General features: G+C 63.3%; 25 protein-coding genes, 1 tRNA gene and 2 pseudogenes. 16 read left to right on the top strand and 12 right to left on the bottom strand.

The window, feature by feature from the left end; genetic code table 11:
- Nucleotides 1-6: 6 nt before the first annotated feature.
- The 5 genes from KMZ29_RS13250 to KMZ29_RS13270 all read right to left on the bottom strand — a co-directional run bounded on the left by KMZ29_RS13250 (nucleotide 7) and on the right by KMZ29_RS13270 (nucleotide 3,811).
- Nucleotides 7-465: a hypothetical protein gene (locus KMZ29_RS13250; RefSeq protein WP_215624043.1), complete on the bottom strand. Its 459-nt coding sequence runs from the start codon at nucleotides 463-465 to the stop codon at nucleotides 7-9.
- A gap of 84 nt (nucleotides 466-549) precedes the next feature.
- Nucleotides 550-765, bottom strand: coding sequence for a hypothetical protein (locus KMZ29_RS13255; RefSeq protein WP_215624044.1), 216 nt, complete (start codon nucleotides 763-765; stop codon nucleotides 550-552).
- A 94-nt stretch (nucleotides 766-859) separates the two neighbouring features.
- Nucleotides 860-2,140 carry an O-acetylhomoserine aminocarboxypropyltransferase gene (locus KMZ29_RS13260; RefSeq protein WP_215624045.1) on the bottom strand — a complete coding sequence of 427 codons (1,281 nt, stop codon included), beginning with the start codon at nucleotides 2,138-2,140 and terminating at the stop codon, nucleotides 860-862.
- A 152-nt stretch (nucleotides 2,141-2,292) separates the two neighbouring features.
- On the bottom strand, nucleotides 2,293-2,877 hold the full coding sequence (locus tag KMZ29_RS13265; protein ID WP_215624046.1) for a CoA-binding protein: 585 nt from the start codon (nucleotides 2,875-2,877) through the stop codon (nucleotides 2,293-2,295).
- Between the two features lie 109 nt (nucleotides 2,878-2,986).
- The gene (locus tag KMZ29_RS13270; RefSeq protein WP_215624047.1) at nucleotides 2,987-3,811 is read right to left on the bottom strand and encodes an enoyl-CoA hydratase; all 825 of its coding nucleotides are present in this window, start codon (nucleotides 3,809-3,811) and stop codon (nucleotides 2,987-2,989) included.
- 74 nt (nucleotides 3,812-3,885) lie between these two features.
- Here KMZ29_RS13270 and KMZ29_RS13275 point away from each other — a divergent pair, with 74 nt between their 5' ends.
- The 6 genes from KMZ29_RS13275 (at nucleotide 3,886) to KMZ29_RS13300 (ending at nucleotide 7,565) form a co-directional block, all read left to right on the top strand.
- Nucleotides 3,886-4,314: a PaaI family thioesterase gene (locus tag KMZ29_RS13275; protein ID WP_215624048.1), complete on the top strand. Its 429-nt coding sequence runs from the start codon at nucleotides 3,886-3,888 to the stop codon at nucleotides 4,312-4,314.
- A gap of 154 nt (nucleotides 4,315-4,468) precedes the next feature.
- Nucleotides 4,469-4,933, top strand: a complete 465-nt coding sequence (gene rplM / locus KMZ29_RS13280; RefSeq protein ID WP_215606446.1) for a 50S ribosomal protein L13 — start codon at nucleotides 4,469-4,471, stop codon at nucleotides 4,931-4,933.
- 1 nt (nucleotide 4,934) lies between these two features.
- Nucleotides 4,935-5,411 (top strand): 30S ribosomal protein S9, encoded by a 477-nt coding sequence (gene rpsI, locus KMZ29_RS13285; RefSeq protein WP_215606447.1) that lies wholly within the window; start codon nucleotides 4,935-4,937, stop codon nucleotides 5,409-5,411.
- Nucleotides 5,412-5,640: 229 nt separating this feature from the next.
- Nucleotides 5,641-6,867 (top strand): GGDEF domain-containing protein, encoded by a 1,227-nt coding sequence (locus KMZ29_RS13290; protein ID WP_215624049.1) that lies wholly within the window; start codon nucleotides 5,641-5,643, stop codon nucleotides 6,865-6,867.
- A gap of 55 nt (nucleotides 6,868-6,922) precedes the next feature.
- Entirely contained in the window at nucleotides 6,923-7,159 is a 237-nt protein-coding gene (locus KMZ29_RS13295) for a hypothetical protein (RefSeq protein WP_215624050.1), read from the top strand.
- A 103-nt stretch (nucleotides 7,160-7,262) separates the two neighbouring features.
- Entirely contained in the window at nucleotides 7,263-7,565 is a 303-nt protein-coding gene (locus tag KMZ29_RS13300) for an antibiotic biosynthesis monooxygenase family protein (RefSeq protein ID WP_215624051.1), read from the top strand.
- A 16-nt stretch (nucleotides 7,566-7,581) separates the two neighbouring features.
- On the opposite strand, the gene KMZ29_RS13305 is transcribed toward KMZ29_RS13300, so the two are convergent.
- Complete coding sequence (locus KMZ29_RS13305; protein WP_215624052.1) at nucleotides 7,582-8,703, bottom strand: AI-2E family transporter; 1,122 nt, start codon at nucleotides 8,701-8,703, stop codon at nucleotides 7,582-7,584.
- Nucleotides 8,704-8,858: 155 nt separating this feature from the next.
- On the opposite strand from KMZ29_RS13305, the gene KMZ29_RS13310 reads away from it, so the two are divergent.
- The gene (locus tag KMZ29_RS13310; RefSeq protein WP_215624053.1) at nucleotides 8,859-9,551 is read left to right on the top strand and encodes a hypothetical protein; all 693 of its coding nucleotides are present in this window, start codon (nucleotides 8,859-8,861) and stop codon (nucleotides 9,549-9,551) included.
- Nucleotides 9,552-9,647: 96 nt separating this feature from the next.
- Nucleotides 9,648-10,418, top strand: coding sequence for a gamma-glutamyl-gamma-aminobutyrate hydrolase family protein (locus KMZ29_RS13315; protein WP_215624054.1), 771 nt, complete (start codon nucleotides 9,648-9,650; stop codon nucleotides 10,416-10,418).
- A gap of 51 nt (nucleotides 10,419-10,469) precedes the next feature.
- Here KMZ29_RS13315 and KMZ29_RS13320 read toward each other — a convergent pair whose 3' ends face one another.
- The 4 genes and pseudogenes from KMZ29_RS13320 to KMZ29_RS13330 form a co-directional block, all read right to left on the bottom strand.
- On the bottom strand, nucleotides 10,470-11,507 hold the full coding sequence (locus tag KMZ29_RS13320; protein ID WP_249779949.1) for a 2-dehydropantoate 2-reductase: 1,038 nt from the start codon (nucleotides 11,505-11,507) through the stop codon (nucleotides 10,470-10,472).
- Nucleotides 11,508-11,597: 90 nt separating this feature from the next.
- Nucleotides 11,598-12,299 (bottom strand): annotated as a pseudogene (locus KMZ29_RS26715) (fumarylacetoacetate hydrolase family protein); the annotation flags it as partial.
- Nucleotides 12,300-12,528: 229 nt separating this feature from the next.
- Nucleotides 12,529-13,938: a type I glutamate--ammonia ligase gene (gene glnA / locus KMZ29_RS13325; protein WP_215624055.1), complete on the bottom strand. Its 1,410-nt coding sequence runs from the start codon at nucleotides 13,936-13,938 to the stop codon at nucleotides 12,529-12,531.
- 119 nt (nucleotides 13,939-14,057) lie between these two features.
- Nucleotides 14,058-14,396: a P-II family nitrogen regulator gene (locus KMZ29_RS13330; RefSeq protein ID WP_011441447.1), complete on the bottom strand. Its 339-nt coding sequence runs from the start codon at nucleotides 14,394-14,396 to the stop codon at nucleotides 14,058-14,060.
- A 391-nt stretch (nucleotides 14,397-14,787) separates the two neighbouring features.
- On the opposite strand from KMZ29_RS13330, the gene KMZ29_RS13335 reads away from it, so the two are divergent.
- The gene (locus KMZ29_RS13335) at nucleotides 14,788-16,290 is read left to right on the top strand and encodes an NAD(P)H-hydrate dehydratase (protein WP_215624056.1); all 1,503 of its coding nucleotides are present in this window, start codon (nucleotides 14,788-14,790) and stop codon (nucleotides 16,288-16,290) included.
- Between the two features lie 625 nt (nucleotides 16,291-16,915).
- On the opposite strand, the gene KMZ29_RS13340 is transcribed toward KMZ29_RS13335, so the two are convergent.
- Nucleotides 16,916-17,998: an enolase C-terminal domain-like protein gene (locus KMZ29_RS13340; protein WP_215624057.1), complete on the bottom strand. Its 1,083-nt coding sequence runs from the start codon at nucleotides 17,996-17,998 to the stop codon at nucleotides 16,916-16,918.
- A 168-nt stretch (nucleotides 17,999-18,166) separates the two neighbouring features.
- On the opposite strand from KMZ29_RS13340, the gene KMZ29_RS13345 reads away from it, so the two are divergent.
- The 5 genes and pseudogenes from KMZ29_RS13345 (at nucleotide 18,167) to KMZ29_RS13360 (ending at nucleotide 20,972) form a co-directional block, all read left to right on the top strand.
- Entirely contained in the window at nucleotides 18,167-18,562 is a 396-nt protein-coding gene (locus KMZ29_RS13345) for a RidA family protein (protein ID WP_215624058.1), read from the top strand.
- Between the two features lie 128 nt (nucleotides 18,563-18,690).
- Nucleotides 18,691-18,774: pseudogene (locus KMZ29_RS26995) on the top strand (hypothetical protein); the annotation flags it as partial.
- A 159-nt stretch (nucleotides 18,775-18,933) separates the two neighbouring features.
- Nucleotides 18,934-19,899 (top strand): heterodisulfide reductase-related iron-sulfur binding cluster, encoded by a 966-nt coding sequence (locus tag KMZ29_RS13350; protein WP_215624059.1) that lies wholly within the window; start codon nucleotides 18,934-18,936, stop codon nucleotides 19,897-19,899.
- Entirely contained in the window at nucleotides 19,896-20,636 is a 741-nt protein-coding gene (locus tag KMZ29_RS13355; RefSeq protein WP_215624060.1) for a Crp/Fnr family transcriptional regulator, read from the top strand. The genes KMZ29_RS13350 and KMZ29_RS13355 overlap by 4 nt, the downstream gene beginning before the upstream one ends.
- 36 nt (nucleotides 20,637-20,672) lie before the next feature.
- A complete protein-coding gene (locus KMZ29_RS13360) occupies nucleotides 20,673-20,972 on the top strand; it encodes a DUF1330 domain-containing protein (RefSeq protein WP_215624061.1) in 300 nt (99 codons plus the stop codon).
- A 5-nt stretch (nucleotides 20,973-20,977) separates the two neighbouring features.
- On the opposite strand, the gene KMZ29_RS13365 is transcribed toward KMZ29_RS13360, so the two are convergent.
- Nucleotides 20,978-22,309 carry a multicopper oxidase family protein gene (locus KMZ29_RS13365; RefSeq protein WP_249779910.1) on the bottom strand — a complete coding sequence of 444 codons (1,332 nt, stop codon included), beginning with the start codon at nucleotides 22,307-22,309 and terminating at the stop codon, nucleotides 20,978-20,980.
- 248 nt (nucleotides 22,310-22,557) lie between these two features.
- On the opposite strand from KMZ29_RS13365, the gene KMZ29_RS13370 reads away from it, so the two are divergent.
- Both KMZ29_RS13370 and tig read left to right on the top strand, forming a co-directional pair.
- Nucleotides 22,558-22,642, top strand: a tRNA-Leu gene (locus KMZ29_RS13370).
- Between the two features lie 174 nt (nucleotides 22,643-22,816).
- Nucleotides 22,817-24,178 carry a trigger factor gene (gene tig, locus KMZ29_RS13375; protein ID WP_215624062.1) on the top strand — a complete coding sequence of 454 codons (1,362 nt, stop codon included), beginning with the start codon at nucleotides 22,817-22,819 and terminating at the stop codon, nucleotides 24,176-24,178.
- Nucleotides 24,179-24,222 lie beyond the last annotated feature (44 nt).

Here is a 24,222-nt window from a genome sequence, read left to right on the forward strand (position 1 = left end):
GATGCCCTAGCAATAGCTGTAGCCGTAGAGGCCGTAGCCGCAGCCGTAACCGTAGGGCTGGAGATTCGATTCGCGGCTCTCCGGGCCGGCGTACCAGGGGCTCTGATAATTGTAGTAGAAGGGCAGCCCCCAATCGCCTGACCACGCCGGGTAACCCGGCCACCATGCGACCCCGACCGCAGGCGGGACGTACGGCACGTATGCATCCGACGGCGTGAACGGCACCTCGGGCCCGTCGGCGACATAGACCGGGCGCAAGTAGGGCGCCGGCGTGGCGCGCGTGATCGTCGTCCTGAATTTATAGTTCGCGCGGGGAAGGCCCGCGGGCAATTGGCTGGCGGCGCGACGCGCGGCCGATTTGCCGGCGGGTCCGACAGCCTCCGCAGCGGAGGTGAGCGCGAAAGTCGCGACCACGATCGGCATCGTCCAGCGCAGCATCGTCAGCTCCGGTTTCAGAGGCAGCATGCCACTTTATCGGGAAACCGGGGATCGAATTGCGGAACGAGGGTTAACGCGGGACCGGCAAAATGCCGGATTTTCGCTACGCCTCTAGGGGCGCATGAACATGAAGTCCGTCCCGGGATCGCAATTCTCGGCGACGAAGCGAAGCTCCGACTGGACGTCGGAGACGTTCCTGGTTTCGAGGTATTTGGAGATGACGAGGCCGAGCAGCGAGCGGCAGACGCTATCGTGACCGAGCCCGGCCGCTTCCGCCTCTTCAACAGCCGCCAGGAAATGACGCTTCGCGATCTCGGTTGCGGACATCTCAGCTTCCTTTTTTTTGCGTTTGTGTCATGAAGGCCCGCGCTGCCATGGATCTGTGTCAAAGCGAAGCGCACGCCCCCGAATGACGGAAGGTCTACGCGCTCAGCGCCTGCTCGAGGTCGGCGATCAGGTCTTCCTTGTCCTCGATGCCGATCGACAGCCGCACCACGTCGGGGCCGGCGCCCGACTTGATCTTGGCGGCGTCGTCGAGCTGGCTGTGCGTGGTCGAGGCCGGATGGATCACCAGCGAACGGGTGTCGCCGACATTGGCGAGGTGCGAGAACAGCTTCAGGTTCGACACCAGGTTGACGCCGGCCTCGTAGCCGCCCTTGAGGCTGAAGGTGAACACCGCGCCGGCGCCCTTCGGCGCATATTTGCGCGCGAGGTTGTTGTATTGGTTGCCCGCCAGCCCCGAGTAATTCACCGCTGCCACCGCCGGATGGCCCGCGAGGAATTCGGCGACTGCTTTCGCATTCTCGCAATGCTTCTGCATGCGCAGCGGCAGCGTCTCGATGCCGGTCAGAATCATGAAAGCGTTGAACGGCGAGATCGCCGGGCCGAGGTCGCGCAGGCCAAGCACGCGGCAGGCGATCGCGAACGCGAAATTGCCGAACGTCTCCTGGATCTTGATGCCGTGATATTCCGGACGCGGCTCGCTCAACATCGGGAATTTGTTGTCCCTCGACCAGTCGAAGGTGCCGGCGTCGACGATGATGCCGCCGAGCGAATTGCCGTGGCCGCCCAGAAATTTGGTCAGCGAATGCACGACGATGTCGGCGCCGTGGTCGATCGGGCGGATCAAATAGGGCGTCGCCAGCGTGTTGTCGACGATCAGCGGCACGCCGGCCTTGCGGGCGACCGCGGCGATCGCCTCGATGTCGGTGATGGAGCCGGCGGGGTTGGCGATCGACTCGATGAAGATCGCCTTGGTGCGCGGGGTGACCGCGCGCTCGAAGCTGCCGATATCGTCGGGATCGGCCCACGCCACGTTCCAGCCGAAGCTCTTGAAGGCGTGGGTGAACTGGTTGATCGAGCCGCCATAGAGTTTTCGCGCGGCGATGAATTCGTCCCCGGGCATCAACAGTTGATGCAGCACGACCACCTGCGCGGCGTGCCCGGAGGCAACCGCCGTCGCCGCGGTGCCGCCTTCGAGAGCGGCGACGCGCTCTTCCAGCACCGCCGTGGTCGGATTGGTGATGCGGGTGTAGATGTTGCCGAACGCCTGCAGCCCGAACAGGGAGGCAGCGTGATCGCTGTCATTGAAAACGAACGACGTGGTCTGATAGATCGGCGTCACCCGCGCGCCGGTGGTGGGATCGGGCTGCGCGCCGGCATGCACGGCGAGGGTGGCGAAACCGGGAAGACGATCGGTCATTCTGTAGGTCCTGTTTCTTGGCTTATTTGAAATCGCGCGGCATGCTGATGGCCGAGGCGTTCGCCGTCAAGCCGGATCGGCGCTCTACCACATGTTCGAAACGGTCGTGCTGCGGCTCGTCGCATTCCCGGAACAATCGCTTCGCATTTGCATCACGCGGGATCGGTTTTGTTTTTCGCGGCGCGATCGGATGCGGGGGTTTCGCCGCCGCCGATGCTCATGCGATTGAGCGACAGCCGCATGCCCTGCGTCGGTATCGGCGCGCGCTTCGAACTCAGGGTGCGCGAATTGACGCCCATCCAGGAAATCTCCGAGGACAGCCGGCCATATTCGATCTTCGGGCAACGGTTCATCACCACCTTGAGGCCGGCAGCTTCAGCTTTCGCCGCCGCGGCATCGTCGCGCGCGCCGAGCTGCATCCAGATCACCTTCGGCAACGGGACGAGCTTCAGCGCCTCATCCACCACGGGCATGATGTGGCTCGAATTGCGGAAGATGTCGATCATGTCGACGGGGTGGCCGATATCCGCGAGCGAGGCGACGAAGGGTTTGCCGAGCAGGCTCTTGCCGACGTGGCCGGGATTGACCGGGATCATGTCGTAGCCGCGCTGGGCGAGATATTTGAAGGCGAAATAGCTCGGCCGCACATTGACCGGCGAGGCGCCCACCATCGCGATCGATTTCACGCTGTTGAGAATTTCGCGGATGTAGCTGTCGGGGTAGGCGTCGTGGTTCATTTGTTTCCCAGTTCGTCGTTCCGGGATGGTGCGTTAGCACCAGACCCGGAACCTCGAGATTCCGGGTTCGATGCTGCGCATCGCCCCGGAATGACAACGCTTTGCGTCGTCACTTGTCCTGCCATTTCGGCTCGCGCTTCTCGATGAAGGCGCCGATGCCTTCCTCGGCATCGCGGGCCATCATGTTTTCGGTCATCACCTCGGCCGCATAACGATAGGCCTCAGTGAGGCTCATTTCGGCCTGGCGGTAGAACGCTTCCTTGCCGAGCTTGATCGTGTAGGCGGATTTCAGCGCGACCTTTTGCGCCAGCGCGATGGCGGCATCGCGCTCGGTGCCGGCGGCAACGACGCGGTTGACGAGGCCGAGCTCGCGCGCCCGCGTGGCGGAGACAGGCTCCCCGGTCAGCAGCATTTCCATCGCCTGCTTGCGTGGCACGTTGCGCGACAGCGCCACCATCGGCGTCGAGCAGAACAGTCCGATATCGACGCCCGGCGTGGCGAAGGTGGCGGCTTCCGAGGCCACCGCGAGATCGCAGCTCGCCACCAGCTGGCAACCGGCGGCGGTGGCGATCCCCTGGACTGCGGCGACGACCGGCTTCGGCAATTGCACGACGGCCTGCATCATCGCGCTGCAGGCCGTCATGATCTGCGCGAAATAGGCGCGCCCGCGATCGGCGTCGGTGCGGCGGGCGGTGAGTTCCTTCATGTCGTGGCCGGCGGAAAAGGCCGGGCCGTTGGCCGCGATCACCACCGCGCGCACGCTTTTGTCGTCGTGAATGTGCTTCAGCGCCGCGTGCAGTTCGGCGATCAGGCCTTCCGACAGGCTGTTGCGGGCCTGGGAACGGTTGAGCGTGAGCACGGCGATGGAGCCCTGCATCTCCCGCAGCAGGATCGGCGATGGCGGCGACGGGGCACGGGCGGTTTGGGCGGACATCGAAAAATTTCCACTAGGGCAGATACGTCACGTTATTGTAACAAGCCTCGCGAGGCGAGGGCAGGCAAAGCGACATGGCAATTGTGAAAATGAGCGTGGCCGAACTGGAGGAGTTCCTCCGTGCCGAATTTCCGCAATCGTTCGGCAGCGGTGACACCACCATCGAAAGCGCCGACGGTACCACCTGCCTGCTGCGCCAGCGCTACAACGAGCGGATGCTGCGGCCGGGCGGGACGGTGTCGGGGCCGACGCTGATGGCGCTGGCGGATTGCGCCATGTATGTGGTGCTGCTGTCGGCGATCGGCCCGATCGGCCTTGCCGTAACCACCAATCTCAACATCAATTTCCTGCGCAAGGGGCAGGCGGGGCAGGATGTCCTTGCCGAAGCCAGGCTTTTGAAGCTGGGCAAGCGGCTCGCGGTCGGCGAGGTCAACCTGCTGTCGGGGACCTCGCCCGATCCGATCGCCCATGTGACATCGACCTATTCCATTCCAAATACTTAGTGTTTTTTACGGTAGTATAGCACCATATTTGTAAGTCATTGCTTTTAAAGGACTAAATATCGCCTTTCGGCATTGACGCGCGCGCGGGACCTATCTAGAAACCGCGCAGTTCGGCGCAGTCGCGTCCGATATCCCCTTTCACGGATTTCCTCACATGAAAACGTTTTCGGCAAAGCCCGCCGAGGTGACGAAGAAGTGGGTGTTGATCGACGCCAAAGGTCTGGTCGTCGGCCGGCTCGCCACTCTGGTCGCGATGCGCCTTCGCGGCAAACACCTCCCGACCTACACCCCCCACGTCGATTGCGGTGACCACGTCATCATCATCAACGCGGCGCATGTGGTGCTGACCGGTCGCAAGCGCGACAACAAGGTCTATTACAACCACACCGGCTTCATCGGCGGCATCAAGGAACGCACCGCCAAGTCGATCCTCGAGGGCCGTTTCCCCGAGCGCGTGGTCGAGAAGGCCATCGAGCGCATGATCCCGCGCGGTCCGCTCGGCCGGGTGCAACTCGGCAATTTACGGGTTTACCCCGGACCTGAGCATCCGCATGAAGCCCAGCAACCCGAGACGCTCGATATCGCTTCGATGAACCGCAAGAACATGAGGGCCGCATAAGATGTCCGATACCATGCAGTCTCTCGATCAGCTGTCGGCGCTGAAGCCGGCGACGCCGGAAGCGCCGAAGTACGTCAAGAAGGTCGACAAGCAGGGCCGCGCCTATGCCACCGGCAAGCGCAAGGACGCGGTTGCCCGCGTCTGGATCAAGCCCGGCGCCGGCAAGATCGTGGTCAACACCCGCGAGGTCGAAGTCTATTTCGCCCGTCCGGTGCTGCGCATGATGATCCAGCAGCCGCTGGTCGCCGCCGCGCGCGCCGGCCAGTACGACGTGATCTGCACCGTCGCCGGTGGCGGTCTGTCGGGCCAGGCCGGTGCCGTGCGTCACGGCATCTCGAAGGCGCTGACCTATTTCGAGCCGGATCTGCGCGGCGTCCTGAAGAAGGGCGGCTTCCTGACCCGCGACTCCCGCGTGGTCGAGCGCAAGAAGTACGGCCGCGCCAAGGCGCGCAGGTCGTTCCAGTTCTCGAAGCGCTAATTGCTTCCTGCAAATTTGCCGCGAATGCGGCATTAAAGAACTTCGAAAAGGGCGCTTCATCGGCGCCCTTTTTGCCGAGTATTTGCCGACGAGTTGACGCAGTTTTTCCTGAAAACTTGCCTGTGCGCGCAAACGAATTTCCAAGGCGGCGACCCTAGCGTTCAGAGTGATGGCGCGTATTTCGTTTCGGGCGCGCCGAAACGCTGCATCACAAATCGCCAGGTGGCCCATGTCACTCGACACCTCCACGCTTTATCTCGTTGCTACGATGGTTGCGGCAATGCTGGGAGCCATGCTGCTGTTTTTCGGCAAGCAGGAGAATATCCCGGCATTGAAATGGTGGGGCACCGCCTATCTGCTCGGTGCCGCTTCGGTCGCGCTCTGGACGCTCGCCGCCAACACGCTCGGCGAAGTGCTTTCGCTGGCGCTCAACGCCGTCGGCTTCGTGGCCTGCGGCATGGTCTGGAACGCCTCGCGCGTGTTCCATGGCCGCAAGCCAAACCTGCCGGGGCTGGTTCTGGGCGCGATCGCCTGGATCGCGGCCGTCATGACGCTGGCGCCCGAGGCCTCCGCGCTACGCATGACGATCGGCGCCGGCATCGTCGCGATCTACGCGGCGCTGACCGCCACCGAGCTGTGGTCCGAGCGGCGCAGGACGCTGCAAAGGCGCTGGCCGGCGATCGTGGTGCCGATGCTGCACGGTTTCGTGCTGATGCTGCCGATCCTGCTCGGCGACCTCCTGCACGCGCGTGACGGCGCGTTCTCCAGCAGCATCTGGGTCACGATGTTCGCGATTGAACTCGTGCTCTATGCGGTTGGAACCGTATTCGTGATCTTCATGCTGGTGTCGGAGCGTGCGGTGAGCGCGCACAAGACCGCAGCGTCGATGGATCCCCTGACCGGCATGTTCAATCGCCGCGGTTTCGCGGAGGCGTGCGCGCGGGTGATCGAGCGCGAAGCCAGCGCCGGCCGTCCGGTGACGGCGCTGATCTTCGACATCGATCATTTCAAGTCGATCAACGACCGCTTCGGTCATCCCGCGGGCGACGAGATCCTGAAGCTGTTCGCCACCGTCGTGATCAACACCTTGCGCATCACCGACCTGTCTGGGCGGATCGGCGGCGAGGAGTTCGCGGCCTTGCTGCCCTGTTCGCTGCAAGAGGGCGTGATGGCGGCCGAACGCGTCCGCGCGGCCTTCGCCAATTCGGGAATCGTGGTCGAGGACGGGCCGGTCGATACCACCGTCAGCATCGGCGTGGCCGGCGGGCCCGCCGGCACCGAGCTCGAAGTGCTGCTGGCCGCGGCCGATACCGCGCTCTACCAGGCCAAGCGCGGCGGCCGCAATCGCGTCGAGGCCGCGGAGGAGTTGCCGCTGTCGCTGGAAAACTGGCGGCGCAAAACCGCTGGAATCGCGCGCCAGCCTCAGCCGCGGGCGGGACTCATGGGCCTCGCGTGAGCGGGTCTGGCCGCGGTAACCTGCCGTTTACCATTCGATCGATATCATCGGTGTCATGGAAACGATCCGCAGTCACAACGCCCAAGCCGCCCTGATGTCGCTCGAAGCCGCAGCCGTATCGGCGCGCGGCGGGTTTGCCTGCATGTTCTCCACCTCCGACGAATACGAAACGGCGCTGATCACGGAACGACGCGCGCAGGGCCGCTATGCGACGTCGCGCAGCCGCTTGCCCCTGGCGATGTTCGCCGGCTGCACGCTGGTGGTCGCCGTCACGGTGCTGCTCTTCAGCTAGGCTTGCGCGAACAGGGAATGCCGGGGGCGCCGCAGGGCGCCCTTTTGCTTTGCAACCGGCTGGGCTAGAGACGTGAACTCTCCAGCGAAAGGCCGCAACCCCGATGATCACCGAAATCGCACAGATCGACATCAAGCCGGGCTCCGAGAAGGACTTCGAAGCCGCCGTCGCCAAGGCGCGCGCAGCTTTCGGCCGCTCCAAGGGGTTTCACGGGTTTGAGCTGCATCGCTCGATCGAGAAGCCGCAGCGCTATCGTCTGATGGTCAAATGGGAAACCCTCGAAAACCACACCGTCGATTTCCGCGGCTCGGAGAGTTTCACGGAATGGCGCGGGCTGGTCGGGCCGTATTTTGCTTCGCCCCCCGAGGTCGAACACACCGAGACGGTGCTGACCTCGGCGAGCTGAACGGCGACGCGCCCTCTCAGGCCGCCACCGCTTCGGGCTGTCTGCCCGCCTTGAAATGATCGATCATGACTTTCGCGATCGCCATCAGGGGCAAGGCCAGCGCCAGGCCCCAGATCCCGAACACCACGCCGAGCAGGATCTGGAAGGCGAATAGCGTGGCCGGTGGGATGTCGAGGGCCTGACGCTGGACGATCGGCGTGAGGATGTAGCTCTCCAGCGCGTGGACGCCGAGAAACAGAATGAATGCGCTGAGTGCGGCGACCCATCCGGAGGCGAGGCTTGCCAGCACCACGATCAGTCCGCCGAGGATGGCGCCGACGGTCGGAATGAAGGCCAGCAGTCCCGCCTGGATGCCCAGGATGAACGAACTCTGGATGCCGATGAGCTTCAGGCCGATCCAGGTGACGAAGAAGACGGCGGCCATGGTGATGATCTGCGCGATCAGCCAGCGCTCCAGCGTCCATCCGATGCGGTCGAAGATGATGGTGGCGCGGGCGCGGTGCCTTGCCGGCGCCAGGAACAGCAATCCGTTTCGATAGACGCTTGGCTGCGCCGCGAAGGCCAGCCCGAGAAACAGCACGATGAAGAAGTGTCCTACCGCGCTCACGGTACCCAGCAGGAGCTTGAGCGTCTGGCCCATGATAGCGCCGCCGCTCGACGCAATCGTACTTGCGCTCGGCAGATTATGCGTCGCCGCAGCCCCCGGCGCGGCCGGAGTCGTCGATGGCGCCGCTTCCTGATTGATGAAGTCGAGATAGCTGGTGTCGATGCCGTTCTTCTCGAGAAAGGCTTTGACGTTGACCAGTTGCGACTTCATCGTATTGCTGAGCACCGTCGCCTGTTGCGCGATGGTGCTGCCGCCGAGGAACACGACGCTCGACAACATTCCGGCGAGCACGACGCATACGATGGTCAGCCGCAGCGACTGCGGCAGCCTGACCACGCGGCCGAGCAGATCGCTCATGGCGTTGAGCGCGACGCCTAGCAGCATGCCGGCGAAGATCAGAAACAGCGTCGCGGCGAAATGCCAGGTGAACAGCAGCAGGGCGACAAAGGCGACGACGCCGATGCCGCCGACCGATATCGCCCATGCCAGATCGTTGCGGGCCCGAAGTCGATCGTCAGCCGAGACTGCCAAGGTGATTCCCCTTCAAAACCGGTTCGGCCGGCACTCTTTCGCCAAATGAAGCCGGGATCAAGCGCCGAACACGCGCCGGTTTGACGCTGGTGGATTCGTTGTGCAAAGCGGGGAGCGGAAGAATAGGAATCGCGGGGAGCCGAGGGGCTGATGGTATGAACTTCAAATGGCTCGGGCCGCTGGCGCTGCTGGCCGCGCTGGTAATCGGCGACCAGATCAGGATCAACCGGCCCGGTCATAAATTCCGGCTGACGGTCGAGGTGCAGACCCCCGAAGGGGTCAAGTCGGCCTCGGGTGTGATAGCGGTTCACCCCGATCGAAGCTACAGCCGCGGCGGCAAGACCACCGCCAAGGGCGATGCCGTCTATGTCGAACTCGGCGGCGGCAAGAACCTGGTCGCATTGCTGGCCCATATCGACAAATCGGTCGACTTCGACGACATCAACTATGTGGCGCTGCGCGCCTACAAGGCCGCGGGCCGCAATGTATCCTTCAATCAGATGACCCAAATGACCGGCACGGTACCGGTGAGAAGCACGGTGATGCCGGTCCTGGTGGCCTTCACCGACCCCACCGATCCCGCGACGGCGCGCGTGGTGCCGCCCGATGAGGTGGAAACGGCTTTGGGCAATGGCATCCGGCTCCGCGGCATTTCGGCCGAGGTGGTGCCGAACGGGATGTGGCCGCTCGATTTCGGCGGTCCGCTCGGCGAGCCCGTGACACGTGGCATCGAAGCAAAATTGCCGTGGCTGGGCGGTGCGGACAACGCTGCGGGCAGGGCGCTGAAGGCAGCGGGATTGCAGACCGGCGAGGCCGCCGATCCGAGACAGGCATTTACGCGGAAATAGCAATGCAGGCCCGCGCTGCAGCATAGCATATTGATCCGCCGCGGGCTGGAAGGCATGATCCGTCCAAATTTGTGATGTGAGATTGGATAATCAGCAATGAGGAGGCCGGTGGTCGGTGTGATCGCAAACGCGTATCGCATCGAGGATCGATTTGCGACACAGATGTCCGGTGAGCGAAATCTGCGTGCGGTCGCCGAGGTCGCGGGCGCGCTGCCGCTGATGTTTGCCGGCTCCCCCGAAATCACCGATATCGGCGCGCTGCTGGATACCGTTGACGGCGTGGTGCTGACCGGCGCCCGCGCCAATGTCCACCCCGCGCATTTTCGCGCCGAGCCGCACCCCAAACACGAACCCTACGACCTGCATCGCGACGACATGGCGCTGGCATTGTCGCAAGCCTGTGTCGAGCGCGGCATACCGCTGTTCGGCATCTGCCGCGGCCTGCAGGAGATGAATGTCGCCTTCGGCGGCTCGCTGCACCCCGAAATCCGCGAATTGCCCGGGCGCATGAACCATCGGATGCCGCGGCTCGAGAGCGGTGAAATCCACCCTGATCCCACCGTCGTCTTCGCCGACCGGCATGACGTCAATCTCGTTCCCGGCGGGGCCTTTGCCAAGCTTTTGGGTTGCGAGACCATCCGCGTCAATTCGCTTCACGGCCAGGGCATTCTCCAACCCGGCGAACGCGTCGTGGTCGAGGGGGTGGCGGAAGACGGCACGATCGAGGCAATCCGGATCGCGGACGCGCCCGGCTTTGCGCTCGGGGTGCAATGGCATGCGGAATACGATCCGCAACTCAATCCGATCAACCGCGCATTGTTTCAGGCGTTCGGCGAGGCGCTGGTGGCGCGCAAGCGCCCCACCTAGCCTCTCCGATATGATGAGTGGGCAGCATCCATCGGAAGGGCCCAAATCTCCTCAAGCCGCCTTGTTCGCCTTCTCCACCTTCACGCCGCCGCCCTCCAGCAACATCACCTTGTTGAGGAGCTTCACCAGCGCATAGACGGCCTCTATCGCGGGCGCCGGCGTATTGGTCAGCTTTGCCATTTCCAGAATCGAACCGATCAGTGCCTCGGTTTCGAGCGAGCGGCCGGCTTCCACATCCTGCAGCATCGATGTCTTGTGCGCGCCGACCGCTTCCGCGCCGGCGATGCGCTTGTCGATGCTGACACGGAAGGTCACGCCGAGCTTCTGGGCGATGTCCTGCGCTTCCTTCATCATGGTCGCCGCCAAAGCGCGCGTCTCGGCGAACTGGCAAATGTCCACCAGCGTGGCGTGGGTGAGCGCCGAGATCGGGTTGAACGAGAGATTGCCCCATGCCTTGAGCCAGATCTCCGAGCGGATATCCGGCAGCACCAGGGATTTCAGCCCGGCCTTGATGAAAACGTCGTGCAATTCCTTGACGCGTTCGGTCACCTTGCCGTCGAGTTCCCCGATCGGGAAGCGATCACCCTCGACGTGGTGGATCACGCCCGGCGCCGTTGCCGCCGCTGCGGGATAAACCACACAGCCGATAATGCGTCTTGGGTCGACATTCTTGGTGAGGACGCCCGAGGGATCGAGGCTCTCCAGCCGGTGATTGTCGTACTCGCCGCCGAGCCTCTGGAAATACCACCATGGCAGGCCGTTCTGCACCGTCAGAACGATGGTGTCGGGACCAAGCAGCGATTCGATGTCGCGCACCACCTGATCGAGGAAATGCGCCTTCACCGCTAGCACCACGATATCCTGCTTGCCGGCCTCGGCCGGCTTGTTGACGGCCTTCATTTTGGCGGTCTGGACCTTGCCGTCGTGCCACTCCAGCTTGAGTCCGTTCTTCTGGATCGCGGCGAGATGCGCGCCCTGGTCGATCACGGTGACATCCTCGCCCGCGAGTGCAAACTTTGCCGCCAGCAGGCCGCCGATGGCGCCGGCGCCTACCACGCAAATCTTCTTCTGCCTGGGTGGGGCGCCCAACAGGTACGGACTGGGCAGCACCTGGTCGAAAACATTGCTGAGGCTGCCAACGCCATCGATCACGATATCGACGACGTTGTGAGAGTCAGCCATCGTGCCGGCGCCGAGCGAGGTGCCGCAGGCGATGATATCGCCCGGCATCAGCGTCACGTCCCTGGAAATCGCGGCGACGAGCTTGTGCGGCGGAAAGAACATGTCGGCGACAGGATAGTTCTGCCGCTCCTTGCCGTTCAGGACGGTCCTGATCGACAGCTTCATCGGGTCGACGCCGGTGGCGATCACCGGGCCGAACACGCCGAAAGTGTCGAAGCTCTTCGCGCGCGCCCACTGTTCGAACGATTTATCCTTGCGCAGGAGGTCGACGGCGGTGACGTCGTTCACGCAGGTATAGCCGAAGATATAGTCGCCGGCTTCGGCTTCGCTGATGTTGAAGCATTTCTTGCCGATGACGACACCGAGTTCGCCCTCGTAAATGATTTTTCCGGCATAGGTGGTGGGCCGCTCGATCGGTTGGTTCGCGGGCCAATACGCGTTCGGCGCCTTGAGAAACCACAGCGGTTCTTTCGGCTCCGTGAAATCGTTCTTGGCCGCGAGCTGGTGGAAATTATTCCACAGACAGATCATTTTCGACGGATCGCACGGCGTCAAAACCTGAACGGCTGAGAGCTTCAGCGTCTGGCCGCTCGGCGTCGCACCGGCGAACAGATCGCCGGTATGAACTGCGATGGTGTCGCCTTCCAGCGTGCCGAAACCGGTCTTTCCGTCCTGCTCGAAGCGGATCCACTTTGCCATATGCGACCTCCCGGTGTGGTACAGCCAGCGTCGTTCGAAAGCGCGGCGTACCTAACTGTAATCCTCATGCCTGCTTCTGTAACCATGCACTGCATCATTGGGGGCGCAGCCAAGCCGCCGTATTTTTCCGGCCGCCAGGAAGACGCCGCCACAAAACAAGAGGCGCCCCTCTCGGAGCGCCTCTTGCATTTTCAGGCGGTGGCGTCGGCGGGAAAACGCGCCGGCAACATCACTGCGAATAGTACATGTCGAATTCGACCGGATGCGGGGTCATCTCGAAGCGCTCGACTTCGGTCATCTTCAGCTCGATGAAGCTGTCGATGAAGTCATCGTCGAACACGCCGCCGTTCTTGAGGAACGCGCGGTCCTTGTCGAGATTCTCCAGCGCCTCGCGCAGCGAACCGCACACCGTCGGAATCGACTTCAGCTCTTCCTTCGGCAGGTCGTAGAGGTCCTTGTCCATCGCCGGACCCGGATCGATCTTGTTCTTGATACCGTCGAGACCGGCCATCAGCATCGCGGCGAAGCCGAGATACGGATTGGCCACCGGATCGGGGAAACGCACCTCGACGCGCTTGGCCTTCGGATTGGTGGTGTAGGGAATGCGGCAGGAGGCCGAGCGGTTGCGCGCGGAGTAGGCGAGCAACACCGGCGCTTCATAGCCCGGGACCAGGCGCTTGTAGGAGTTGGTCGACGGGTTGGTGAAGGCGTTGATCGCCTTGGCGTGCTTGATGATGCCGCCGATGTAATGCAGGCAGGTCTCCGAGAGGTCGGCGTATTTGTTGCCGGCGAATACCGGCTTGCCGTCCTTCCAGATCGACTGGTGGCAGTGCATGCCCGAACCGTTGTCGCCATAGACCGGCTTCGGCATGAAGGTGGCGGTCTTGCCGTAGATGTGGGCGACCTGATGGATGCAGTATTTATAGATCTGCATCTGGTCGGCCATCAGCGTCATCGTGTCGAACTTCATGCCGAGCTCGTGCTGAGCGGAAGCGACTTCGTGGTGATGCTTCTCGACCTTGACGCCCATCTTGGCCATCGCGCCGAGCATTTCCGAGCGCATGTCCTGCACCGAATCTTGCGGCGGAACCGGGAAGTAGCCGCCCTTGGTGCGGATACGGTGACCGAGATTGCCGCCCTCATATTCGGTGTCCGAGTTGATCGGCAGTTCCGAGGAATCCAGCTTGAAGCCGGTGTTGTAGGGGGTGGTCTGGTAGCGGACGTCGTCGAACACGAAGAATTCGGCTTCGGGTCCGAAGAACACGGTGTCGCCGATGCCCATCGACTTGACCATGGCCTCCGCCTTCTTGGCGATGCCGCGCGGGTCGCGGTTGTAGGGCTCGCCGGTGGTCGGCTCCAGCACGTCGCAGGTGATGACCATGGTGGTTTCGGCGAAGAACGGATCGATCGTCGCGGTGACGGGATCCGGCATCAGGCACATGTCGGATTCGTTGATTGCCTTCCAGCCGGCGATCGAGGAGCCATCGAACATCGTGCCCTCGGCGAAGATCTCCTCGTCGATCATGCCGATGTCGAAAGTCACATGCTGCCACTTGCCGCGCGGATCGGTGAAACGCAGGTCGACGTATTTCACGTCGTTGTCCTTGATCGATTTCAGGACGTCTTTGGCGGTCTTCATGAATACCCCTTTTGGCTTACAGGTCATCGCGATCGGGCCGCGGGCGGCGACCGTCAGCCATGCTCAATACAATTGGGGCAGGCCCAATACAATATCAGAGTGCCGCCGAAACCGGCGATTCAGATGGCGTCCAGCCCGGATTCACCGGTCCTGATGCGAATGGCTTCCTCGATGTTGGACACGAAAATCTTGCCGTCGCCGATGCGTCCGGTCTGGGCCGCGCGCCGGATGGCGTCGATTGCCTTCTCGACCAGGTCGTCGCCAATGACGATCTCGATTTTGACCTTGGGCAGAAAGTCCACGATGTACTCGGCGCCGCGGTAGAGTTCGGCGTGGCCCTTTTGCCGCCCGAACCCCTTGGCCTCGGTAACGGTGATGCCCTGCAGTCCGACTTCCTGAAGCGCCTCTTTCACCTCGTCGAGCTTGAACGGCTTGATGATGGCTTCTATTTTTTTCACTGAACGCCTCCCGGGCACTTCCAAATTTCAGACTGCGGTTGGTTGCCACCTGACGCACGCCGCGCAAGTGATCGATCGTTTGTCCTGGACCTTCGTGCGACGATGTCCCGCTGGCCCGGCGAGCGGGCATACTCCAACAATTGGCGGTCAACACGATGGTCCAGAGCCGGCTTCCTCAAAAGCAGGGTCTATGCCAAGTTGTAAAGGTGCCTGATTTTGAAATGTTATCAGACTTTTAACGGGCATTGACCAGTGGTTAGAGTAACTGGCTCATGATACCGAAGCACATAAAATAGGCAAACAGCTCAATCGATATGCAGTCGTCAAAAATCTGGGATGTGTAAGAGACCGGAAATGCCTCAGGATGAGGCGCGTGGATCGGGAATTCGGCATGGAAGTTCTCACGACCGCTGAGATGGAGCGCGCTGACCGCCTGACCATCGCGGCGGGCACCCCCGGATTTGCGCTGATGCTCAGCGCCGGCCAGGCCGTCGCGGAGGCTGCGATGGACCTGGTGGAGGAGGGACCCATCCTGGTGGTCGCCGGCAGCGGCAACAACGGCGGCGACGGCTTCGTGGCGGCAGCCGAGCTCGCCGCACGCGGCCGTGAAGTCTCGGTCATCCTGTTGTGCGAGCGGGACAGCTTGCAGGGCGATGCGGCTTCCGCTGCGAAGGGGTGGAAATATCCGGTGCTGCCGTTCAATCCGCAGGCGATCGGCAGGCCCGCGCTGATCATCGATGCGCTGTTCGGCGCCGGCCTCAACCGGCCGGTGGAGGGCGACCCCTTCGACATGATCGAGGCCATCAACGCCAACGGCGCGCCGGTTCTCAGCGTCGATCTGCCGAGCGGCATCAACGGCACCACCGGCGCCGTCATGGGCGCTGCGATCCGTGCCACCGAAACGGTGACGTTCTTCCGGAAGAAGCCCGCGCATCTGCTGCTTCCGGGCAGGATGCATTGCGGCCGCCGGGTGCGCGTTGCCGATATCGGCATCGATGCGAGCGTGCTCGCGGAAATCCAGCCGCAGACATTCGAGAACGTTCCTTTGGCCTGGCATCCGTCATTCCCGGTGCCGCGGATCGACGGCCATAAATACGCCCGGGGCCATGCGGTTATCGTCTCCGGCGATATCGCCGCGACTGGTGCCGCGCGGCTGGCGGCGCGGGGCGCCTTGCGGGCCGGCGCCGGGCTGGTGACGCTGGCATCGCCCCGCGACGCGCTGGCCGTCAACGCCTCGGCGCTGATCGCCGTGATGGTTCGCTCCGTCGACACCGTGATCGAGTTTGGCGAGCTGTTGGCTGACAAGCGCCTCAACGCCCTCGTGATCGGCCCGGGCGTCGGCGTCGGCAATCGCACCTGCGATCTGGTCCTCACGGCGCTGTCGGCGAAACGTCGCCTGGTGCTCGATGCGGATGCGCTGACGAGCTTTGCAGAAGCGCCCGATCGCCTGTTCGAGGCGATCAAGGCTTCGCACGATCCGCAGGTCGTCCTCACCCCGCATGAGGGCGAGTTTCCGCGGCTGTTCAGCGACATCAGCAACAAGCATCCGCTTCGCTCGAAACTTGAACGGGCGCGGGTTGCCGCCGAACGCAGCGGCGCCATCGTCCTGCTCAAGGGACCGGATACCGTGGTGGCGTCACCGGACGGTCGCGCTACCATCGCCGCCAATGCGCCGCCCTGGCTGGCTACCGCCGGCGCCGGCGACGTGCTGGCAGGGATGATCGCGGGCCTGCTGGCGCAGGGCGCGCCGGCGTATGAGGCCGCCTCTATCGGCGCCTGGATGCACGGCGAGGGCGCGCGCGAGGCGGGTCCCGGCCTGATCGCGGAGGATTTGACGGAGGTGCTGCCCGCGGTGTTTCGGCGGCTCTATGACGAGTTCGGGATTGAGTATTAGGCCGCTCGAACTTGATGACGTGGGGCCGCGGCGCGCGTTCACCGAGCCGCCTTCGACTACACCTTGCTGTGGCTCACCGGTCTGCACACGCCCGAGGGAGACCAGTGATTTTATCGCGAGCGGATGTTCAATCAAAAGCGGTTGTGGCAACGTGCGTTCCCGACCGATGCGGGCGGAACCACCACGCCGCCCACCAACGGTAGCAACCTGAAGGAGCTATGGCCATGCGCAGAATCCTCGTCGCTGCTGTGATCCTCTCAACCTCTTCGGCCGCTTGGGCCCAGAGACAACCCACGTCGTGCTCCACGGGCGCGCAGATGTGCAAGGAATCGATCAGTCGGGCGCGTGATGCAACGCGGGTGAGGGCGACCCCTTCCGACTGCGATGCCGCGGCCGCCCAGTGCATGAAGACCGGCGTTTTTGTGGGTCCCGGTTCGGGTACTCGCTGGCCAGTGGCCAAGAATTAAGGCTGCCGCCAATTATCACTGCAGTTGGTAGGATGGGTGGAGCGAAGCGATATCCGTCGCCTTTGTGGCTGCAGGGGTTGATGGGTATCGCTTCGCTCCACCCATTCTACTCGCTACTTTGCATGGGGTTGTTTTAGCGATTTTTTGTAGCGAGCCGTTCACACCAGATATCTGGCGACTGCCGCTTCGTCCCAGACAAGCCCGAGGCCGGGTCCGCGCGCGGTGACCGCTCCGTCGACGATCGCGATGGGCTCGGCGAGGATGGCGCGGGCGATGTCGAGAACCTCCAGCCAGTGCGCGGTCGGCGTCACCGCCAGCATATGCGCGCTCGCCTCGGCAAACAGGTGGCTCGACATCGGGATCGATGCCGCTTCCGCTTGCCCTGCGACGCGCATCCACCCGGTGACGCCGCCGCATTTCATCAGATCGGGCATGATGAAATCGCTGGCGCCGGCCGCGATGGCCTCGGCAAAGCCGCGCGGAAACCACCAGTTCTCGCCGGCCTGAATCGGGGTCGGAGAGGTTTCCCGGACCTTGGCATGACCAAGCAGGTTTTCCTGCGGCACCGGTTCTTCGATCCAGTGCAGGCCATAGGGCGCCAGACGTTCGATACGGCGTGTTGCTTCAGCCGGATCGAGCGACTGGTTGAAGTCGATCATGAGCGCGATGTCCGGGCCGAGCAGGGCGCGCACCGCCTTCACGACCCGTTCATCATTGGCGGCGTCGCCGTCGCCGCCCTTGATCTTGATGCCCTTGAATCCCTGTTCGAGCGAACGCTTCAGGTCCTTGGCGTCGGCAACGGGGTCGACCGCGCCGTAACTGTCATAGGCCCGGATCGGCCGCGGCGAGCCGCCGAGCAGGGTGACCAATGGCTGGCCCGCCGCCCGGCCGAGCACGTCCCAGAACGCCATATCGAGGCCTGAGACGGCCATGCCCACCAGGCCCTGCCAGCCGAGCAACCTGAACCTGGCATCCATCGCGGCCATCAGGTCGAACGGCGCGACCGGCTTGCCGGCCAACTCGCTTCCGATTTCCTCGATCAGATGAACCAGCGGTTTAAGTGTCAATCTGGTGTAGGCAAAGATGTAGGAATGCCCGGTAACGCCTTGATTTGTCGCGACATCGATCAGCACCAACGGGGCCGCCTCGATCACGCCGAAGGCGTTTTTCACGGGCCGGGATATCGGGGCGACGACGGCGCGGGCCCTGACGCTGCGAATGGTCGGCGTGGCTGCACTCATGCTGGTTTCCTCCTTCGATACTCTACCATCTTGACCATCTTGGGAGGTGCGTCACCGCCGGCTCGCGGTCTCTTCGATCGACAGCGTCCGGCCAATGTCGAGTTGTTGGCACAGAAACCTCCGCTTTCCAGGCTATGTCAGAATTCCCCTTATGTGTGAGGAACCAGCATGTCCCGCGAACCTTTGACGCTTGGAAAGCCATTCGAAAAGAAGGTGTTGTTTTCGCTCGGCGTCGTCTCGTCAGGCCGGATGCTTCACACCGCCGGCATTACCGCCCGGGACGCCAATGGCGATCTGGTGGGCGCAGGCGATATGCGGGCGCAGGTCGAGCAGTGCTTCAGCAATCTGGGGGATGTGCTGGAGGCCGCGAGTGCGAGTTTCGGCGACGTCGTGAAGTATACGATCTATACTACCGACATCGCCCTGTTCGACAGCACGACACGCGACATTCGTTTCCCTTATTTCGTCGACCGGCCGGCCTCGACGCTGATCGAGGTGAGCCGGCTCATCGATCCCGGGATGCTGGTTGAGATCGAAGCGATCGCCTGTCTCGGTGAGTCATGAGGGGCGAGCCGTTGATCCCGTCGCGTCCGCTCGCGGACTTCCTCAACGCCGAAGCAGTGCAGCTTGCTAAGGCCTGTACCCGGTGCGGCAAGTGCGTCGAGGTTTGTCCGGTGGTTCCGTTCGGTCCGATGGCCTCGGTGCCGCCGCAGGATGTGGTGGAGCCCGTGGCTGCCTTCCTGGCGGAGGGGCGGCCGATGTCCGAGGCCGCAGGCGCCTGGACGGCGGCCTGCAATGGCTGCGGCGCATGTCTGCCGGCATGTCCTGAAGCCATCAATCCGCGAAAGATGCTGATGCTCGCGGCCGCGAAGCAATCCCGGATATCGTCAAAGACGCCGGAGTTGTTTCGCAGGATGTCGCGCTCCATCAAGATCATGATCGCGATGCAGCTTGTGCCGCAGGAATTCGCAAAATTGTTCGTGCCGGCGCGTCCGCGCGAGGCCGCCATGGTGTTCTATCTCGGCTGCAACGCGTTGCGCACGCCGCATCTGTTGTTCAACACCATGTTTGTGCTCGACGCGCTGGATGTCGATTACGAAGTCGTCGGCGGACCTTCATCGTGCTGCGGCGTGATCAGCACCAAGTGGGAGGGGGCGATATCGACGGGTCAGCGCGTGACCAACAACACCATATCCCAATTCGAAGGGTTCAACCCCGAGAAGGTCCTGAACTGGTGTCCGACCTGCCAAATACATCTTGGCGAAACGCTGGAAGGTTATCGGAAGACATCGTTTTCGTTCGATCACGTGACGGCCTATCTGGTTTCCCGGTTCGACGACGTGAGGCGCCGGATTGTCCGTCCGGTCGTGCGCCGGGCGGTACTGCATATCCATGCCGGTTGTATCGACGTCGGCCATGCCGTGGAGCGGCTGCTCCGGGCTGTTCCGGGCCTGGACCTTGCCGATATGGTGGTGGAGTCGGGCTATACTTGCGGAGGATCAGGCTGCAGCAGATCGCCGGAACTGGCGGCCATCGAGCATGCAGCCTTGCTCGATAGCGTGAGGGAGACCGGCGCCGATACGCTGGTGACGCTCTATCACGGATGCCACGCGATCTTTGCCGGCGCGGAAAGAGAGGGGACGTTTGAAGTCCTCAACTTCACCGACATTCTGGTCGAGGCCATGGGCGGCATTCCGCACCAGGACATGCTGAAAAGGTACAGGCTGCTGGATGATTGGGAGATGATCGTCACCGAAGCCCAGCCCTATCTCAGGGCCAACGGGATCGAGATCGACGACGATTGGCTAAAGCGGCATGGGCCGGATATCCTGGCATCAGCCGAATTCAAGGGAGGCCTCGATTGTCTCGGCGTCGCCGCGGCAGGAGCCCAACGACCATGAGCCGCGCGGCCACCATTGCTGCGCCCGTTGCCATGGCGGAAAACGGCCTGTCGCCCAAGTGGAGCCTGGCGCTGTCCGGATTGTCCGCGGCGCAGCGCAACGACATCAGAAAGCGCATGCGGACGCAGATCCTGCCGCCGCGGTCGATTTTGTTCCGGCAGGGTGCCCCCAGCGACACGCTGGTCGTACTGGAAGATGGCCGGGTCAGGCTGCTTCAAACCCAGCGCAACGGCGAGCAATTTGCGTTCGGCGTGTTTGTAGGGGGGACCGTGCTTGGTCTTGCGGCGCTCGTCCTCGACCGGCCGCGCATTCTGACGGCAGAGGCCATCGACCAGGTCGTGATCTCGGTGATGCCGCGGAGCGACTTCGTGGCCTGCACGCGGAATGTGCCAGGCTTTCTCGACAACATCACGCGGCTGCTTGCGCTGCTTTCGGTCGAGAGCATCGAGCGCAGCGGTCCGCTCGCACTCGATGACGCCTGGGTCAGGCTCGGCACTATCCTGGTGTCGCTGGCGCGCAACGATAGCCGGAATTCCTGCCCGACGATCTCGGGGCTGACTCAGGAGGATCTGGCCAAGATGGTCGGCGTGAGCCGCGCCTGGGTCGGCGCCGCGCTCGCCGAATTCGAACGCCTGTTGCTGATTTCGAAGCGACGCAGCCGGATCACGATCGAGCAACCCGACCGGCTGGCCGATTTCGTTGCGGCAAGCCGTAACCGTTCGCCCCCCCGGCGCTGATCGCGCCGCAACTTTCAGGAAACTGCGAGAACAGCCATGACCGTCTATGTGATCGCTCAAGTAAAATTCACCAGGGAAGAATGCTATCGGCGCTACCAATCGCGGTTCGCCGATGTTTTCAAACAGTTCACGGCGCGGCTCTTGGTCGCCGACGAGAAGCCGAAAGTTCTCGATGGCGAGTGGACGCGCGACAAGGTGGTCGTCATGCAATTTCCCGATGAGCCGGAAGCGATGCGCTTTCTGGACTCGCCGGCCTATCAGGAGATTTCAAACGACCGCATCGCCGGCGCCGAGGTGTTGTCGCTGCTCGTGAAGGGACTGCCGTCGCCGCTTTGAGCCATTCAGCTCTCGATTGCGTACCACCGCACGAGGCGCGCCGCCGCCCAGTCGGTCGCGACGGTTTCGATCAGCCAGCGTCCGGCGAAATCCGCGGCGAATGCGATCCGCTGGGTCTGGCCGGGATCAATCGCCAGCGTATCCAGCCAGAACGGCTTCCAGCCGTCGTCGAGCCGGTCCAGCAGCCGGAAATGATGGCCGTGCAAGTGGAAGACTTCGGGGATGTCGCCGCGATTGGTCAGGGCCAGCACCACGGTGCGGCCCGTCTTGGCGCGGAAGGCGGGGGCGGCAGTGGCAGCGAACTTCGCCGGCGTCACCCAATCGCCCTGAGGGCCGCCGAGTGTCAGGTCGATGCGCAGGGCGTTCTTGAGGTCGAGCTGGGCCGGCAGGTCATTGGGGGGCAGCGCGGCGGCGATCGGCAACGGCGCGCTCCTGATCGCGGGCTCCCGGGAGGTGACCAGCCGGGCGATCGGGCGGGCCTCTCGGCCGTCATGGAGCAGGATCGATGAGATCGAGCCCGACGGCGCCGAAGCGTCGACGAATGCGTCGACCCGGCTTCCCGGCGCCAGCACGAACCCGCCGCCGCGGGCCAGGAAAGGTTCGGCCGGCTGACCGTCGAAGGCCATCAAGCGGACCTCGTGGCCCTCAATTTTGACTGCAATGACATTGCGTTGGCTACCATTGATGAAGCGGAATCGCAGCCGTTCGTTGACGCGGGCAGGGATGTCGAGCGTCGTCAGCCCATTGATGGTGAATTGCGGCGTCGTGTCCCTGGGGTCGGTGCCAGGGGCAATGGCGGTCCCGTCCGGACGCAGACGCCAGTCTTCGATCAGGAATACCTCGTCGCGGTCGACGGCGACCGGTTCGCTCTCCCCAACGATCAGCGCCCGAACCGGCGATGGGCGCGCCTGGCCATCGCCGAGCAGGCGGAGGTCGCAAAGGAATGTGCCGGCGTGGCGCAAGGGAATGGCGATGGTCTCGCTTGCCCCGGGCGCCAATGCCGCGCGCCCGGCCAGCGGTTCGGCGGACGGAACGCCATCGATGCCGCGCCAGCTCGCTGCCGCGGGGATCGGGAGCCCGTTTCCGAGCGCGATTTCGACGGTCTCGCCGCGCTTGAACCGAAGGTCCGGTCCGGCGAGCGTCCAGATCGGCGTATCCGGCCCTCCTGGCCGCAAGGCGATGGCGCCAGCCCCGGCCCGCAGCGCCAGTGACGGCCGCCCTTGGGCGGCCGCGATGGAAGACATGGCCGGGGCGAGGGCGGTGGCGCCCAATCCGGCCAAAAGCGCGCGTCGGTCCAGCCGGAGAATGCGATCTGCCATGGGCTCGATGCGGACCATTTTCCGCCGGACATGTCCAGTTGCCGCAGGTCGGCCGGGAGGGCTCCCGGACGGCCATTTTTTTGCTGCGAACAGGTTCGCTCATGTTATAAGCCCGCCGCAACAATCGCGTTTATGACCTAGATGATGGCATGCAGGCCATAAACACGATTGATTCCATTAACTTGGAGCATGATTGGCCGCCCGAAAACCGCTTCACACTTTTCGGCAGTCATGCTCGGGCATCGCGGCCGGACATGATGCTATCAGCGGGCGTGGCGGAACTGGTAGACGCGCTGGATTTAGGTTCCAGTGACGAAAGTTGTGGGGGTTCGAGTCCCTCCGCCCGCACCAAGCGCCGATAGCGTTTGCGAGACGAATTACGGGAGGACCGGTTTCCGAAAGGGCGATGCCCCCTGAAGAAATGGGTCCGCCGATCCACCGGCGCAGGCTTTCGGGCCGCGCGTCGACCAGATTGACAATGTTCGCGCCGTTTGGGCCGGACGAAAGCGGAAGAAGATTGACGCCATGCAGGTCACCGAAACCCTCGCTGAGGGATTGAAGCACGAATTCCAGATCAGCGTTCCCGCATCGGATCTCGATGCCAAGGCGGACGCGCGCCTCGTCGACCTCAAGGACAAGGTCCGCCTCAACGGCTTCCGTCCCGGCAAGGTGCCGGTGAGCCACCTCAAGAAGGTGTACGGCCGTTCGGTGATGGCGGAGACCATCGACCAGACCATCCGCGATACCAACACGCAGATCTTCACCGAGCGTGGCTTCCGTCTTGCGACCGAGCCGAAGATCACCATGCCGACCGAGGAAAAAGCGGTCGAGGATATCCTCACCGGTAAATCCGATCTCACCTACACGGTCGCAATCGAGGTCGTGCCCTCGATCCAGCTCGCCGATTTCAAGAGCTTTAGCGTCGAGAAGCCGGTCGTCGACGTGACCGACACCGATGTCGACGAGGCCATCAAGCGCATCGCCGACCAGAACCGGTCCTACGCCGCGAAGAGCGAGGGCGCCAAGGCCGAAACCGGCGATCGGGTGACGATCTCGTTCAAGGGTACCATCGACGGCACCCCGTTCGACGGCGGCACCGGCGAGGGCATCCAGGTCGTGATCGGCACAGGACAGTTCATCCCGGGCTTCGAAGAGCAGCTGATCGGCATCGGCGCGGGCGAAACCCGCACCCTGAAGGTTTCATTCCCGAAGAATTACGCCAGCGAGAAGCTCGCCGGCCAGCCGGCCGAGTTCGAAACCACGGCCACCGCGATCGAGGCGCCGCAGGACACCAAGATCGATGACGAGTTTGCCAAGACGCTCGGCCTCGAATCGCTCGACAAGCTGAAGGAAGCCGCGCGCGAGCGGCTGGTGGCTGAATTCGCCGGCGCCACCCGCCAGCGGGTCAAGCGCATGCTGCTGGACCGCCTCGACGAAGCCCACCGCTTTGAGGCGCCGCCGTCGCTGGTCGAGGAAGAATTCAACCTGATGTGGAATTCGATCAAGGCCGAGATGGAATCCAGCGGCAAGACCTTCGCCGACGAGGACACCACGGAAGAAGCCGCCAAGGAAGAGTACCAGAAGATCGCCGACCGCCGGGTCCGGCTCGGCCTGGTGCTGTCCGAGATCGGCGAGAAGAACAAGATCACGGTTACCGACGATGAAGTCAGTCGCGCGGTGATCGAGCGTGCGCGGCAGATGCCGGGCCGCGAGAAGGAAGTCTGGGACTACTATCGCAGCAACGCCAATGCGGTGGCCCAGCTTCGTGCACCGATCTACGAGGACAAGGTCGTCGACTTCATCCTGGAACTCGCCAATGTGACCGAAAAGAAGGTCACGCGCGAAGATCTCTACAAGGACGACGAGGCGGAAAAGAGCGCGGCCTGATACCGACAATTCTGTCAGCCGGGCGTTAAGGTTGAGAAGCGAAA

This window comes from Bradyrhizobium sediminis, assembly GCF_018736085.1.
GTDB lineage: Bacteria > Pseudomonadota > Alphaproteobacteria > Rhizobiales > Xanthobacteraceae > Bradyrhizobium > Bradyrhizobium sediminis.